The organism is Streptomyces sp. WAC00040 (assembly GCF_056835925.1).
This window is the reverse complement of the sequence record NZ_JAKQZE010000001.1, coordinates 1228507-1243808: the sequence shown is the minus strand read 5'-3', so window position 1 is coordinate 1243808 and position 15302 is coordinate 1228507. Positions and strand designations below refer to the sequence as shown.

General features: G+C 72.6%; 12 protein-coding genes. 10 read left to right on the top strand and 2 right to left on the bottom strand.

Annotation, left to right across the window (positions count from 1 at the left end; translation table 11 throughout):
• Window positions 1–32: 32 nt before the first annotated feature.
• Genes MDN94_RS05575 through MDN94_RS05540 form a run of 8 tightly spaced genes read left to right on the top strand, consistent with a single transcriptional unit; the run spans window position 33 to window position 10243 of the window.
• Window positions 33–857 (top strand): TIGR03084 family metal-binding protein, encoded by an 825-nt coding sequence (locus tag MDN94_RS05575; protein WP_482724845.1) that lies wholly within the window; start codon window positions 33–35, stop codon window positions 855–857.
• Window positions 854–2563: an acyclic terpene utilization AtuA family protein gene (locus tag MDN94_RS05570; protein ID WP_482724844.1), complete on the top strand. Its 1710-nt coding sequence runs from the start codon at window positions 854–856 to the stop codon at window positions 2561–2563. The genes MDN94_RS05575 and MDN94_RS05570 overlap by 4 nt, the downstream gene beginning before the upstream one ends.
• Entirely contained in the window at window positions 2560–4158 is a 1599-nt protein-coding gene (locus tag MDN94_RS05565; protein WP_482724843.1) for an acyl-CoA carboxylase subunit beta, read from the top strand. Before MDN94_RS05570 ends, MDN94_RS05565 begins: the two co-directional genes overlap by 4 nt.
• A gap of 10 nt (window positions 4159–4168) precedes the next feature.
• A complete protein-coding gene (locus MDN94_RS05560; protein ID WP_482724842.1) occupies window positions 4169–6169 on the top strand; it encodes an acetyl/propionyl/methylcrotonyl-CoA carboxylase subunit alpha in 2001 nt (666 codons plus the stop codon).
• Window positions 6166–7296, top strand: coding sequence for an acyl-CoA dehydrogenase family protein (locus MDN94_RS05555; RefSeq protein WP_482724841.1), 1131 nt, complete (start codon window positions 6166–6168; stop codon window positions 7294–7296). The genes MDN94_RS05560 and MDN94_RS05555 overlap by 4 nt, the downstream gene beginning before the upstream one ends.
• A 44-nt stretch (window positions 7297–7340) precedes the next feature.
• Window positions 7341–8927, top strand: coding sequence for a 4-coumarate--CoA ligase family protein (locus tag MDN94_RS05550; protein ID WP_482724840.1), 1587 nt, complete (start codon window positions 7341–7343; stop codon window positions 8925–8927).
• 3 nt (window positions 8928–8930) lie between these two features.
• On the top strand, window positions 8931–9662 hold the full coding sequence (locus tag MDN94_RS05545; protein ID WP_482724839.1) for an enoyl-CoA hydratase family protein: 732 nt from the start codon (window positions 8931–8933) through the stop codon (window positions 9660–9662).
• On the top strand, window positions 9650–10243 hold the full coding sequence (locus MDN94_RS05540) for a TetR/AcrR family transcriptional regulator (protein ID WP_453458146.1): 594 nt from the start codon (window positions 9650–9652) through the stop codon (window positions 10241–10243). The genes MDN94_RS05545 and MDN94_RS05540 overlap by 13 nt, the downstream gene beginning before the upstream one ends.
• 64 nt (window positions 10244–10307) lie before the next feature.
• Here MDN94_RS05540 and MDN94_RS05535 read toward each other — a convergent pair whose 3' ends face one another.
• Complete coding sequence (locus MDN94_RS05535) at window positions 10308–11408, bottom strand: citrate synthase 2 (protein ID WP_482724838.1); 1101 nt, start codon at window positions 11406–11408, stop codon at window positions 10308–10310.
• A gap of 300 nt (window positions 11409–11708) precedes the next feature.
• Between MDN94_RS05535 and pdxH the strand changes: the two genes are divergently transcribed.
• Window positions 11709–12443, top strand: coding sequence for a pyridoxamine 5'-phosphate oxidase (gene pdxH / locus MDN94_RS05530; RefSeq protein ID WP_482724837.1), 735 nt, complete (start codon window positions 11709–11711; stop codon window positions 12441–12443).
• Window positions 12444–12944: 501 nt separating this feature from the next.
• Window positions 12945–14333, top strand: a complete 1389-nt coding sequence (locus MDN94_RS05525; RefSeq protein ID WP_482724836.1) for a PAS domain-containing protein — start codon at window positions 12945–12947, stop codon at window positions 14331–14333.
• Window positions 14334–14371: 38 nt separating this feature from the next.
• Here MDN94_RS05525 and MDN94_RS05520 read toward each other — a convergent pair whose 3' ends face one another.
• A complete protein-coding gene (locus MDN94_RS05520) occupies window positions 14372–15127 on the bottom strand; it encodes an SIS domain-containing protein (protein WP_482724835.1) in 756 nt (251 codons plus the stop codon).
• Between the last annotated feature and the right edge of the window lie 175 nt (window positions 15128–15302).

The following is a 15302-nucleotide window of genomic DNA, read 5'->3' as shown; positions in this document are numbered from 1 at the left end:
ACACAGACCGTCGTCCCACAGGGGAGCGTTCCGTGTCCGACCCGGCCGTCGTACTCGACGACTTGCGCAGCGAAAGCGAAGACCTCGACCAGTTGGTGAGAGAGCTGGATCCCGGGCGGTGGGTCGCCCCGACGCCGGCCCCCGGCTGGAGCGTCGCCCATCAGATCGCCCACCTCGCCTGGACCGACGCCGCCGCCCTGACGGCCGTCACGGACCCCGGCGGCTTCGCCGCGGAGGTGGAGAAGGCGCTCGCCGCCCCCGACTCCTTCGTGGACGACGGCGCACGGGCCGGCGCCGCCCTGCCGCCCGGCGAACTGCTCGCCCGCTGGCGGGCCGGCCGCGAACAGCTCGCCAAGGCACTCCGCTCGGCGCCCGCCGGCACCCGCTTCCCCTGGTACGGGCCGCCGATGAGCGCCGCGTCGATGGCGACCGCACGGCTCATGGAGACCTGGGCGCACGGCCAGGACATCGCCGACGCGCTCGGCGTCGTACGGCGGCCGACCGCGCGTCTGGCGCAGGTGGCCCGACTGGGCTTCCGCACGAGGGACTTCGCGTTCGGCGTGCACGGGCTGACCCCGCCCGCCGAGCCGTTCCGCGTCGAACTGGCCGGCCCCGGTGGAGAATTGTGGACCTACGGACCCGAGGACGCCGCACAGCGCGTGACCGGCCCGGCGATCGACTTCTGCCTGCTGGTCACCCAGCGCGCACACCGCGACGACCTGGCCCTGCGGGCCGAAGGCGCCGACGCCGGCCGCTGGCTGGACATCGCCCAGGCCTTCGCCGGCCCGCCCGGTGCCGGGCGGGCGCCCGGCGCGGGCACGCCGGCCGGCGACGTGCCGGAAGGCGGCAGGCCGTGACCGGCCCCGAAACCGCGCACAGCGCCCGGGTGCTCCGCGTCGGCAACGCGTCCGGCTTCTACGGCGACCGCTTCGACGCCGTGCGCGAGATGCTCACCGGCGGGCCGCTGGACGTGCTCACCGGGGACTACCTCGCCGAGCTCACCATGCTCATCCTCGGCCGCGACCGTCTGAAGGACCCCGGACTCGGCTACGCCAGGACCTTCCTGCGGCAGCTCGAGGAGACCCTCGGCCTCGCCCACGACAAGGGCGTGCGCATCGTCGCCAACGCCGGCGGACTCAACCCCGCCGGCCTCGCCGACGCCGTCCGTGCCCTGGCCGCCCGCCTCGGCGTCCCCGTGAAGGTCGCGCACGTCGAGGGCGACGACCTCACCGCCCGCTTCCCCGGCGCGCTCACCGCCAACGCCTACCTCGGCGGCGGAGGGATCGCCGCCTGCCTGCGCGCGGGGGCCGACATCGTCGTCACCGGACGCGTCACCGACGCGGCCCTCGTCACCGGCCCGGCCGCCGCTCACTTCGGATGGGGCCCCGACGACCTGGACGCCCTCGCCGGCGCCGTCGTCGCCGGGCACGTCCTCGAATGCGGCACCCAGGCGACCGGCGGCAACTACGCGTTCTTCGCCGAGGGCGACCACGACATCCGCCGGCCCGGCTTCCCCGTCGCCGAGATCCACCCCGACGGCACCTCCGTCATCACCAAACACGACGGCACCGGCGGCCTCGTGGACGTCGGCACCGTCACCGCCCAACTGCTGTACGAGACCGGCGGCGCCCGGTACGCCGGCCCCGACGTGACCGCCCGGCTCGACACCGTCCGCCTCGAGCAGGACGGCCCCGACCGGGTGCGGATCTCCGCAGTGCGCGGGGAGGCACCGCCGCCCACGCTCAAGGTCGGACTGAACCGCCTCGGCGGCTGGCGCAACGAGGTCGCCTTCGTGCTGACCGGACTCGACATCGACGCCAAGGCCCGGCTCGTGCGGGAGCAGATGGAGGACGCGCTCGGCAAGCAGCCGCCCGCCGAGGTGCGCTGGGAACTCGCCCGCACACAGAGCGCCGACCCCGACACCGAGGAGCGCGGCGCCGCGTATCTGCGGCTCGTCGTCCGCGACCCCGACGCGGAACGCGTCGGCCGCGCCGTGAGCAGCGCCGCGATCGAGCTCGCGCTCGGCAGCTACCCCGGTTTCCATGTGACCGCCCCGCCCGGCAAGGGGGCCCCGTACGGCGTGTTCGAGGCCGCGTACACCGAGGCGGCCGGCGTCCCGCACACCGCCGTCCTGCACGACGGCGAGCGCGTCACCGTCCCCCACCCGCGGGTCACCCGGGAGCTCACCGACGCCGGGCCCGTCGTGCTGCCCGAGCCGCCGCGGCACGGCCCGACGCGCCGTGCCCCGCTCGGACTGGTGGCCGGGGCGCGCAGCGGCGACAAGGGGGGCGACGCGAACATCGGCGTATGGGCCCGCACCGACGACGCCTGGCGCTGGCTCTCCCACGAACTCACCGTCGACCGGCTGCGCGCGCTGCTCCCCGAGACCGCCGAACTGCCCGTCGTACGGCACGTACTGCCCAACCTGCGCGCCCTCAACTTCACCGTCGCGGGGATCCTCGGCGAAGGGGTTGCCGCGCAGGCCCGCTTCGATCCACAGGGCAAGGCGCTCGGCGAGTGGCTGCGCGCCCGGCACGTCGACATCCCGGAGGCTCTGCTGTGACCGTTCTCGCCTCGGCCGTCGATGTGGCCGGCCCCGAATACACCGCCCACCGCGCCGTGATGCTCGGCCGGCTCGCCGCACTGGACGCCGAGCACGCGAAGGCGCTCGCCGGCGGCGGCGAGAAGTACGTGGCCCGGCACCGCGGCCGCGGCAAACTGCTCGCCCGCGAACGCATCGAACTGCTGCTGGACCCGGACACGCCCTTCCTGGAACTGTCCCCGCTCGCCGCGTGGGGCAGCGACTACCCGGTGGGCGCCTCGATCGTGACCGGCATCGGGACGGTGGAGGGCGTCGAGTGCCTGATCACCGCCAACGACCCGACGGTACGCGGCGGCGCCTCCAACCCCTGGACCCTCAAGAAGGCGCTGCGCGCCAACGAGATCGCCTACGCCAACCGGCTGCCGGTGATCTCGCTCGTCGAGTCCGGCGGCGCGGACCTGCCGTCCCAGAAAGAGATCTTCATCCCCGGCGGGGCACTGTTCCGCGACCTCACCCGGCTGTCGGCGGCCGGCATCCCCACGATCGCCGTCGTCTTCGGCAACTCGACCGCCGGCGGCGCCTATGTGCCCGGCATGTCCGACCACACCATCATGATCAAGGACCGGTCGAAGGTCTTCCTCGGCGGTCCGCCGCTGGTGAAGATGGCGACGGGCGAGGAGAGCGACGACGAGTCGCTCGGCGGCGCCGAGATGCACGCCCGCACCTCCGGACTCGCCGACCACTTCGCCCTCGACGAGCCCGACGCGCTGCGCCAGGCCCGGCGGATCGTCGCCCGCCTCAACCACCGCAAGGCGCACCCGGACCCCGGTCCCGCCGAGCCGCCCAAGTACGCGGCGGAGGAACTGCTCGGGATCGTGCCGGAGGACCTGAAGACACCCTTCGACCCGCGCGAGGTCGTCGCCCGCATCGTCGACGGCTCCGACTTCGACGAGTTCAAACCGCTGTACGGGCCGAGTCTGGTCACCGGCTGGGCGCGGCTGCACGGCTACCCGGTCGGCGTGCTGGCCAACGCCCAGGGCGTGCTGTTCTCCGCCGAGTCCCAGAAGGCCGCGCAGTTCATCCAGCTCGCCAACCAGCGCGACGTACCGCTCCTGTTCCTGCACAACACCACCGGCTACATGGTCGGCAAGGAGTACGAGCAGGGCGGCATCATCAAGCACGGCGCCATGATGATCAACGCGGTGTCCAACAGCCGGGTCCCACATCTGTCGGTCCTCATCGGCGCGTCCTACGGCGCCGGGCACTACGGCATGTGCGGCCGGGCCTACGACCCGAGGTTCCTGTTCGCCTGGCCCAGCGCCAAGTCCGCGGTCATGGGCCCCCAGCAGCTCGCCGGCGTGCTGTCCATCGTCGCCCGGGCGTCCGCCACGGCGAAGGGACGGCCCTACGACGACGAGGCGGACGCCGGCCTGCGCGCCATGGTCGAGCAGCAGATCGAGGCGGAGTCGCTGCCGATGTTCCTGTCCGGGCGGCTCTACGACGACGGCGTCATCGACCCCCGCGACACCCGGACGGTGCTCGGTCTGTGCCTGTCCGCCATCCACACGGCACCGGTCGAAGGCGCGCGCGGCGGCTTCGGCGTCTTCCGGATGTGAGGACCCTCCTGTGATTTCCACTGTCCTTGTCGCCAACCGCGGCGAGATCGCCTGCCGTGTCTTCCGCACCTGCCACCGGCTCGGCATCTCGACGGTCGCCGTCCACTCCGACCCGGACGCCACCGCCCTTCACGTACGGGAGGCGGACGCGGCGGTGCGGCTGCCCGGCGACACACCGGCCGAGACCTATCTGCGGGGCGAGGCGATCGTCAAAGCGGCGCTGGCGGCGGGCGCCGACGCCGTCCACCCCGGCTACGGATTCCTCTCGGAGAACGCGGGCTTCGCGCGGGCCGTGTCCGACGCCGGTCTGATCTGGATCGGCCCGCCCGCCGACGCCATCGAGGCCATGGCGTCCAAGACCCGCGCCAAGCAGCTCATGGGCCTCACCTCCCTGGACCCCGCCTCGGTCACCGACGACGACCTTCCCGTCCTGGTGAAGGCGGCGGCGGGCGGCGGCGGCCGGGGGATGCGCGTGGTCCGCTCGCTCGCCTCGCTCCCGGCGGAGCTGGCGGCGGCCCGCTCGGAAGCGGCATCGGCGTTCGGCGACGGGGAGGTCTTCGTCGAGCCCTACATCGAGGCGGGCCGCCACGTCGAGGTGCAGATCCTCGCGGATGCCCACGGCACGGTCTGGGCGCTCGGTACCCGGGACTGCTCACTGCAACGCCGCCACCAGAAGGTCATCGAAGAGGCCCCGGCGCCGGGCCTCGGCCCCGAACAGGCCGGGACACTGCACGCACAGGCGGTCGCCGCGGCACGCGCCGTGGACTACCGGGGCGCCGGCACGGTCGAGTTCCTCCTCGCCGAGGACGGCCGCGCGCACTTCCTGGAGATGAACACCCGGCTCCAGGTGGAACACCCCGTGACCGAAGCGGTCTTCGGCGTGGACCTGGTGGCCCTGCAGATCGCGGTCGCGGAGGGCGCGGCCCTGCCGCCGCACCCGCCCACCGCCGTCGGGCACGCCGTGGAGGCACGCCTCTACGCCGAGGACCCGTCCTCCGGCTGGACCCCGCAGGCGGGGCGGCTGCACGAGCTGAGCTTCCCCGCGGACGCGGCCCCGGGCGGCCCGGACCCCGCAGGCGGCACGCCCAGGGTGCGGGTCGACGCCGGATACGCGGACGGGGACGTCATCGGGGTCCACTACGACCCGATGATCGCCAAGGTCATCGCCTGGGCGCCCACGCGCGCCGAAGCGGTGCGCAGGCTCGCGCACAGCCTCCGCCGGGCACGGGTGCACGGCCCCGTCACCAACCGGGAGCTGCTCATCGCGTCTCTGGAGCACCCCGACTTCACCGGCGGCCTGCTCGACACCGGGTTCTACGAGCGGAACCTGGCCGACCTCACCCGGCCGGCCCCCGGCGAGGAGCACGCCGCCGTCGCCGCGGCCCTCGCCCACGCGGCCCGGCACACCGGCCGGTTCGGCGGCGCCTGGCGCAACCTGCCCTCCACCGACCAGGTCAAGGGCTACGGCGACCACGAGGTCCGCTACCGGCCCACCAGGGACGGCGGCTTCGACCTCGTGGACCGCCCCGGCACCCGGGTCGTGCGGGCCGAGCCCCACCGCGTCACCCTCGAGATCGACGGGGTCGTACGGACCTACGACGTCACCGACCGCGGCGACACCGTGTACGTCGACTCGCCCGCCGGGGCGTACGCCCTCACTCCCCGGCCCCGCTTCACCGACCCCCAGGACCGGGCCGAACCCGGATCGCTGCTCGCGCCCATGCCCGGGACCGTCGTCCGGCTCGGGGACGGCGTGGTCGAAGGGGCGGCGGTCACCCAGGGCCAGCCGCTGGTCTGGCTGGAGGCCATGAAGATGGAGCACAGGATCGTCTCGCCCGCCTCCGGCACGCTCACCGCACTCCACGCCGTCCCCGGCCGTCAGGTCGAGGTCGGCGCCCTGCTCGCCGTCGTCACGGAGACCACCACGGAAGCCGACGCCCGACCGGTCGCCGAAGCCGCCACGGAAACCGTACGCGAAGCCGCCAACGCACAGGAGGACACCGCGTCATGAACGCCATCGAGACCCAGGAGCACAAGGACCTGCGGGAAGCCGTCGCCGCGCTCGGACGCCGGCACGGCCCCGGCTTCGACCGTGCCACCCTGTGGGCCGAGGCCGGCAAACTCGGCTACCTCGGCGTGAACCTCCCCGAGGAGTACGGCGGCGGAGGCGGCGGCATCAGCGAGCTGTCCATCGTCCTCGAGGAGTCCGGCGCGGCCGGCTGCCCCCTCCTCATGATGATCGTCTCACCCGCCATCTGCGCCACCGTCATCGCCCGCTTCGGCACCGACGAGCAGAAGCGGCAGTGGCTGCCCGGCCTCGCCGACGGCAGCCTCACCATGGCCTTCGGCATCACCGAACCCGACGCCGGATCGAACTCCCACCGGATCACCACCACCGCCCGCCGGGACGGCGACGGCTGGACACTGAGCGGCCGCAAGGTCTTCGTCTCCGGCGTCGACATCGCCGACGCGACCCTGATCGTCGGCCGCACGGAAGACGCGAGGACGGGCAGTCTCAAGCCGTGCCTGTTCATCGTTCCCCGCGACGCCGAAGGCTTCGGCCGATCGGTGATCGACATGGAACTCCAGGCGCAGGAGAAGCAGTTCGAGCTGGTGCTCGACGACGTACGGCTGCCCGCCGACTCGCTCGTCGGCGACGAGGACGCGGGCCTGCTCCAGCTGTTCGCCGGGCTCAACCCCGAACGCATCATGACCGCCGCCTTCGCCATCGGAATGGGCCGCTACGCCCTCGCCCAGGCCGTCGAGTACGCGAAGACCCGCCAGGTGTGGAAGGCGCCCATCGGTGCCCACCAGGCCATCGCCCACCCCCTCGCGCAGGCCCACATCGAACTCGAGCTCGCGAAGCTGATGATGCAGAAGGCCGCCGCCCTGTACGACGCCGGCGACGACATCGGCGCCGGCGAGGCCGCGAACATGGCCAAGTACGCCGCCGGTGAGGCATGTGTGAAGGCGGTCGACCAAGCGGTCCACACCCTCGGCGGCAACGGACTCACACGCGAGTACGGCCTCGCGAAGCTCATCGCGGCCGCCCGCGTCGCCCGGATCGCCCCGGTAAGCCGAGAAATGATCCTGAACTACGTGTCCCACCAGTCCCTGGGTCTCCCCAAGTCGTACTGAGAGGCGACATTCTGGCCGTCCACACACGCCGAGGGAGCGCACACATGGTGTTCCGCAGCAGCTACGCAGATGTCCCCGCAGTCGTCGAACCCATCCACGAGAGCGTGCTCGCAAGAGCCGCCGAGTACGGAGACACCGTCGCCCTCGTCGACGGAGTGAACGGCACCACCGTCACCTACGGGCAACTCGACCTGTTCCATCGGCGCATCGCCGCCGCGCTCGCCGACGCCGGCCTGCGCAAGGGCGACGTCCTCGCACTGCACAGCCCCAACACGGTCGCCTACCCGGCCGTGTTCTACGGAGCCACCCGCGCCGGCGCCGCCGTCACCACCGTCCATCCCCTGGCCACGGCGGAGGAGTTCGCCAAGCAGCTGCGCGACTCCTCCGCCCGCTGGATCGTCACCGTCTCCCCGCTGCTGGAGGTGGCCCGCCGGGCCGCCGAACTCGCCGCGGGGATCGAAGAGATCTTCGTCTGCGACCGCGCCGACGGACACGTCAGCGTCCTCGACATGCTCGGCTCCACCGCACCGGAGCCCGACGTCACCATCGACCCGTCCGACGACGTCGCCGCCCTGCCGTACTCGTCCGGCACGACCGGCGTCCCCAAAGGTGTGATGCTGACCCACCGGTCCATCGCCACCAACCTGGCGCAGCTCGAACCGGTCGCCCCGGCCGGACCCGGGCACCGCCTCCTGGCCGTCCTGCCCTTCTTCCACATCTACGGGCTCACCGCCCTGATGAACGCCCCGCTCAAACAGGGCGCGACCGTCGTCGTCCTGCCCCGCTTCGAGCTGGACACCTTCCTCGGCGCGATCCAGGAACACCGCATCAACGGGCTGTACGTCGCCCCGCCCATCGTCCTCGCGCTCGCCAAGCACCCGGCGGTCGCCTCCTACGACCTCTCGTCGCTGGAGTACATCCTCAGCGCCGCCGCCCCGCTCGACGCGAACCTCGCGGAGGCATGCTCGAAACGGCTCGGGCTGCCGCCGGTACGGCAGGCCTACGGCATGACGGAGCTCTCACCGGGCACCCATGTCGTACCCCTCACCGCCCAGAACCCACCGCCCGGCACCGTGGGCCTCCTGCTGCCCGGCACCGAGATGCGCATCCTCGACCTCGACGGCTCCGGCAGTGAACTGGGCACCGGAGAAGAAGGCGAGATCGCCATCCGCGGCCCCCAGGTGATGAAGGGCTACCTCGGCCGCCCCGACGCCACCGCCGCGATGATCGACGCCGACGGCTGGGTCCACACCGGCGACGTCGGGCGCGTCGACGACGACGGCTGGCTGTTCGTCGTCGACCGCGTCAAGGAACTCATCAAGTACAAGGGCTACCAGGTCGCCCCCGCAGAGCTGGAGGCGCTGCTGCTCACCCACCAAGCGATCGCGGACGCGGCGGTCATCGGCGTCCTCGACGACGACGGCAACGAGATCCCGAAGGCGTACGTCGTACGACAGCCGGGCACCGAACACCTGAAAGAGGAGGACGTCCTCGACTTCGTCGCCGCCCAGGTGTCCCCGTACAAGAAGGTCCGCCGCGTCGAGTTCATCGACGCCGTCCCCCGCGCCGCGTCCGGGAAGATCCTCCGACGGGAACTGCGGGTCCGCGAGAACGGTACGAAGGAGCAGTAGCACGTGACCATCGCCACCACGCACGAGCGCGGCATCACCACCCTGACCCTGGACGCGCCGGCCAACCGCAACGCCCTGACGGCGAGGCTCGTCGGCGAACTCACGGAAGCGCTCGGCAAGTGCGCCCATGACGTGGACGTGCGCGCCGTCGTGCTCACGCACACCGGCTCCACGTTCAGCGCGGGCGCGGACCTCAAGTCACCGCCCAACCCGTACACGTTCGTCGGACTGCTCCGGCAGATCGTGACACTGCCCAAGCCCGTGGTGGCGAGGGTCGCCGGCCATGTGCGGGCCGGCGGCCTCGGCCTCGTCGGCGCGTGCGACATCGCCGCCGCCAGCAGCGATTCCGACTTCGCGTTCACCGAAGTGCGCATCGGCGTCGCACCCGCCGTCATCTCCCTGCCGCTGCTGCCCCGCATGGACCCGCGGGCCGCCGGACGCTACTACCTCACCGGGGAACGCTTCGACGCGGCGGAGGCCGCCCGCACCGGGCTGCTCACCCTCACCGCGGACGACGTCGACACGGCCCTCGCGCCGCTCCTCGACGGGCTGCGCAGGGCCTCCCCCCAGGGGCTGGCGGCATCGAAGGAACTGGTCACGGCTAGGGTGCTGGAAACCTTCGACCGCGACGCGGAGGACCTGGTCCAGCGCTCGGCGTCGCTGTTCGCATCGTCCGAGGCGCGCGAAGGGATGACGGCCTTCCTCGAACGACGGGACCCCGCATGGGTGTTGTGACGCCACCGACCGCCAAGGCCCCCAAGCAGGACCGCAGCCGGGCCACCCGGCAGCGGCTGCTGGAGGCCGCGGTGGCCTGCCTGGCCGAGGTCGGCTGGGCAGGCTCCACGGTCTCCGTGGTGGCCGAACGGGCCGGCGTCTCACGCGGGGCGGCACAGCACCACTTCCCGACCCGCGAGGACCTGTTCACGGCCGCCGTCGAATACGTGGCCCAGGAACGCTCGCAAGCGCTGCGGGACCTCCCGTCGCAGGACCGCGCCGCCGTCGTCGCGGCACTCGTCGACCTCTACACCGGGCCGTTGTTCCGGGCCGCGCTCCACCTGTGGGTGGCCGCGTCCAACGAGGAGCAGCTGCGCCCCCGAGTCACCGAACTGGAGGCGAAGGTCGGCCGAGAGACCCACCGCATCGCCGTCCGCCTGCTGAACGCGGACGAGTCCCGGCCGGGCGTCCGCGAAACCGTGCAGGGCCTGCTGGACATGGCCCGCGGCCTGGGCCTGGCCAACCTCCTCACCGACGACGCGGCCCGCCGGGAACGGGTCGTGGCGCAGTGGGCGGCGCTGGTCGAGGAGGCGCTCGGCTGAGTCCGGGCGGGGGGCGCGGCACACACCCCGCCCGGCGGCCCGCGTCCGGGCGGGCCGCCCGCCGTCAGCCGACGATGTCCTCGTAGCCGGAGATCTCACGCGGGCTGCGGGTCCCCGGGCCCACATAACGCGCCGACGGACGCACCAGCCGGCCCGTGCGCTTCTGCTCCAGGATGTGCGCCGACCAGCCGGCCGTACGGGCGCACGTGAACATCGACGTGAACATGTGCGCCGGGACCTCCGCGAAGTCCAGCATGATCGCGGCCCAGAACTCGACGTTGGTCGCCAGCACCCGGTCCGGGCGGCGGTTGTGCAACTCCTCCAGCGCCGCCTTCTCCAGAGCCTCCGCCACCTCGAAGCGAGGTGCGGCCAGCTCCTTCGCCGTACGGCGCAGCACACGGGCCCGCGGGTCCTCCGCGCGGTAGACCCGGTGCCCGAAGCCCATCAGCCGCTCGCCCTTGTCCAGGGCACGCTTCACGTACGCCGTCGCGTCACCGGTCCGCTCGATCTCCTCGATCATGCCGAGGACCCGGGACGGCGCCCCGCCGTGCAGCGGACCGGACATCGCGCCCACCGCGCCCGACAGCGCCGCCGCGACGTCCGCGCCGGTGGAAGCGATGACACGGGCCGTGAACGTCGAGGCGTTCATGCCGTGCTCCGCGGCCGACGTCCAGTACGCGTCGACGGCCTTGACGTGCCGCGGGTCGGGCTCGCCGCGCCAGCGGATCATGAACCGCTCGACGATGGACTCCGCCTTGTCGATCTCGCTCTGCGGAACCATCGGCAGACCCTGGCCACGGGCACTCTGTGCCACGTACGAGAGCGCCATCACGGCCGCCCGCGCCAGGTCGTCACGGGCCTGCGCCTCATCGATGTCGAGGAGCGGTTTGAGACCCCACACGGGTGCGAGCATCGCCAGCGCCGACTGCACGTCGACCCGGATGTCGCCGGAGTGAACCGGGATCGGAAACGGTTCCGCGGGCGGCAGACCCGGGTTGAAGGCGCCGTCGACGAGCAGGCCCCACACGTTCCCGAAAGACACGTGCCCGACCAGTTCCTCGATGTCGACGCCCCGGTAGCGGAGCGAGCCGCCCTCCTTGTCCGGTTCGGCGATCTCCGTCTCGAACGCGACGACTCCTTCGAGTCCAGGTACGAAGTCGGACATCAGGCGGCTCCTCAAGACGTGTGCGGCAAGACGTGTGCGGCAAAGGGGTGCGGCATACGGCGGCCGACGGGCAGGTCGGACACACCGGTGATGCCCCGTGCGGCCGGTGGTCACCCAACCGCCGGGGAGGCAGGCACGATATCCCCTGGTGTATGGAGGCCACAGTGGCCGGACCCAAGATTTTGGCGGGTCCGGCCGATGCGGGGAAGCGTGACATCCGGCACACTGCCCCATTTCGCCCGAGGAGGATTGACGGCACTCCGTGCCGGGCAAACTCGGTCCCTACGGCAGGATGGCGTTGTGACCGACCACGCCGCCGCTCCCGAACCCCGCCCCTCGGACGTGACCGTCGCGGGCGTGCCCGTGCCGCACCCGGCAGAGACGGAACTCGTCGTCCCGGACCCGGCCGTCATGCGCGAGCAGTACCGCTCGACACCGCTCGACGAGGAGGCGCTGGCCGCCGGCCCCATGGAACAGTTCGCGCAGTGGTTCGCAGAGGCCGCCGCGGCCGCCCTGCTGGAGCCCAACGCGATGATCGTCGCGACGGCGACACCCGACGGCCGGCCCTCCTCGCGCACGGTGCTGCTGAAGCAGTACGACGCACGCGGCTTCGTCTTCTTCACCAACTACGACTCGCGGAAGGGCCGCGAGATCGACGCCAACCCGCACGTCTCCCTGCTCTTCCCGTGGCACCCGCTCGAGCGCCAGATCATCGTCACCGGCCGGGCCGCCCGTATCGGCCGCGACGAGACCGCCGCCTACTTCCGTACCCGCCCGCACGGCTCCCAGCTCGGCGCCTGGGCGAGCGACCAGTCCCGGGTGATCTCTTCCCGCGAGGAACTGCTGCGCCGGTACGAGGAGCTGTCCACCCGCTACCCCGAGGGTGCCCAGGTCCCCGCGCCCGCCCACTGGGGCGGCATCCGGGTCGTACCCGACGCGGTGGAGTTCTGGCAGGGCCACGAGAACCGCCTCCACGACCGGCTGCTGTACGTCCGCACGGACGGCGGCTGGACGATCGAGCGGCTCGCCCCCTGAGCGGGCGCCGGCCCCTGGAAACGCAGACGACCCGTGGGCCTTTGGTCCCTCCGTCCGGACGGAGGGAGCCGGCCGGACTTACCGGCGGCCCACGGGTCGGGTGACTGCTTGGGTTTCGGCAGACGACTGCCGAGGTGCACAGAGTGCGACGGCAGGCGTCAGCCCGCAGCCACCTCGCTTGTCCGGTAAGAAATCACTTCCGGATCACCTCCTTTCTGAGCGTGCCCACACACTAAGAAGCGCGGGCGGCAGGATCAACCCGTTTTTCCGTGCGCCTTTCCGGACCCCCTGCGACCTGCGCGTTCCCTCGGAATTTGTCCGGGCGGCGATCACAGGGCCGCCCGGCGGGGTCAGTTCCTCCATGAGCTCGCCGGCAGCGCCGGTCAGGCGCCGCCGGACCGTGGTGATTTCCGGGAACCGTGTGTGTTGTGCGTCACGTTGAAGTTGAATGGTCGTGACGGGCATCAGCACACGTGGACACGTCCTGCAGGGGGTCCCGGGATGAGTGCTTCCAGGAGTGAGATCACCGACGCGCCCGGTGCCGGCGGGCGGGAGCCGGGGCCGCCGGGGGCGGATCTGCTCGCGGCGCTGCTCGACGGCATGGACGCCGCGCTGTGCGCGTTCGACGCCGCGGGGGTCGTGACGCACTGGAACCGCGAGGCGGAGCGGATACTCGGCTGGTCGGCGCGGGAGGCCGTCGGGCGGCGGGGCTTCGCCGGGTGGGCCGTGCGCAGCGCGGACGCGGCCGAGGTGCAGGGCCGGCTGATGGCCGCGATGGAGGCGCCGGGCCGGCAGGTGCACGAGTTCGCGCTGCTGCGGAAGGACGGCGGGCGGGTGCTCGTACGGACCCAGTCCGCGCGAGTGGTGGGCGGGGACGGCAAGCCGGCCGGCGTCTACTGCGCCTTCAGCGAGGTGCACACCCAGATCGACCTCGAGCGGTCCATCGCGCTGAGCGAGGCGCTCTTCGAGGAGGCGTCGTGGGGCGTCGTACTGGTCGACGTGGATCTGCGGCCCGCCGTCGTCAACGGCGAGGCGGCCCGTGCGCTCGCGGCAGGCCGTACGTCCGCGCTCGGGCGGCCGCTCGGCGAGCTGCTGGAGCAGGGCGTGGAGGAGCTCGAGGGCGCGCTGCACCATGTGCTGGCGGAGGGTGCGCCCCGAGGCCTGGTGGACCTGTGGGTGGCCGTCGCGTCGACCGGCGGGCGGGAGCAACGGCGCTGCTGGCGCAGCGGGTTCGTGCGGCTCGCCTCCCCGCTGGCGGAGGAACCGGTTCCGCTCGGGGTGGGGTGGCTGTTCCACGACGTGACCGACGCCAAACTGGCGGAGCAGGAGGCGAACCGGCTGCGGTTCAGGTCGAGTCAGCTGCACCGGGCGGGGCGCGCGGCCTCCGAGTGCGAGGACCCGCTGGAGGCGGCGACCGCCTATCTCGACTTCGCGCTGGCGGGTTTCGCCGACCACGCCCTGCTGGACGTGACCGAGGGCGGCGGCGGGGACGGCGACGGTACCGAAGGCGCCGGAGAACGCCTGGTGCGGGCCGTCGCGTCACCGGCCGGCGAGCCCGGCCCCGCCGCGGGCGTGGCGGGCGGCGGGCTTCCGGTGCGGTACGCGCCCGGGCACCCGGCGCTCCAGGCCATGGAGCGGCTCGGCTCGGTGAGGGCGAGCGCGGACGCGGAGGGCACGCCCGGGGACTGGGCGGAACGCCGGCAGTGGCCCAATGACGCGGCGCACGCCCTGTGCACGGTGCTCCGCAGCCGCGGCCGGACGGTCGGAGTGCTGACCTTCCTGCGCGGCGCGGCCCGTCCTGCGTTCGAGCGCCCGGACGCCGTGTACGCGGAGAGCGTCGCGGTGCTCACCGCCTCGGCACTGGACCTGGCGCAGTCGACGGGCGACTGAGGGCGCCGGCCCGGCGGCCGGCCGCCGGGTCGTGCGCTTCAGTGCCGGAAGAAGATGCGGTCCCGGTACTCGGCCATCACGCGGCCGTTCCACTCGTGCCCGCCGTCGACGTTGCCCGAGCGCAGCAGCGGCGGCTCGATGCCCCGATCGGCGAGCTGCTCCGCTGCGGCGGCCATCGTCGCCTGCATCAGCGCGCTGGTCACCACCGTGGAGGCGGGGGCGAACGGCGCCTCGATGGCCGGGTGGGTCAGCTCGGCGTCACCGACGGCGATGTGGGAGTCGAGCACGATGTCGCAGTGGTCCTTGAGGAACGTGCCGGACGCGTGGCGGGACTTCGTCTCCGTGGCGTAGGCGACGGAGGTCACACCGATGACCGTGAGGCCGAGGGCGCGGGCGTTCATGGCCATCTCGACGGGCAGCGCGTTGCGACCCGAGAGGGAGATGATCACGAGCAGATCGCCGGCACGGGCGGGGCTGGAGTCGAGCACCGCGCCCGCGAGCCCGTCGACGCGCTCGAGAGCGGAGCCGAGCGTGGCGGGCATGACGTCGACGCCGACGGCGCCGGGGACGGCGAGCAGGTTCATCACGGCGAGACCGCCGGCCCGGTAGACGACGTCCTGTGCCGCGAGCGAGGAGTGCCCGGCACCGAACGCGAAGAGCCGGCCGCCCGCTTCCACGGTGTCTGCGACGGCCGCACCGGCGGCCGCGATGTTCCGGGACTCCTCGTCACGCACGTGCTGCAGCAGACCGATCGCGGCGTCGAAGAACTGACCGGCCAGCTTGCTCTCGCTCATCGCCGAGCCCTTTCCGCAGGGTGGGGGGAATACCGGTGGTACCCGTGTCGTGGATCACGTTGCGGTCTGGACCATTGCCCTGTCAATACGGCCCTGGCAGAGCCGGGCACGGTTGTCGGCGCGATGCGCAAGAATTGACCTGGGGCCAGCGGACGACTGATTTCAAGTCACAGCA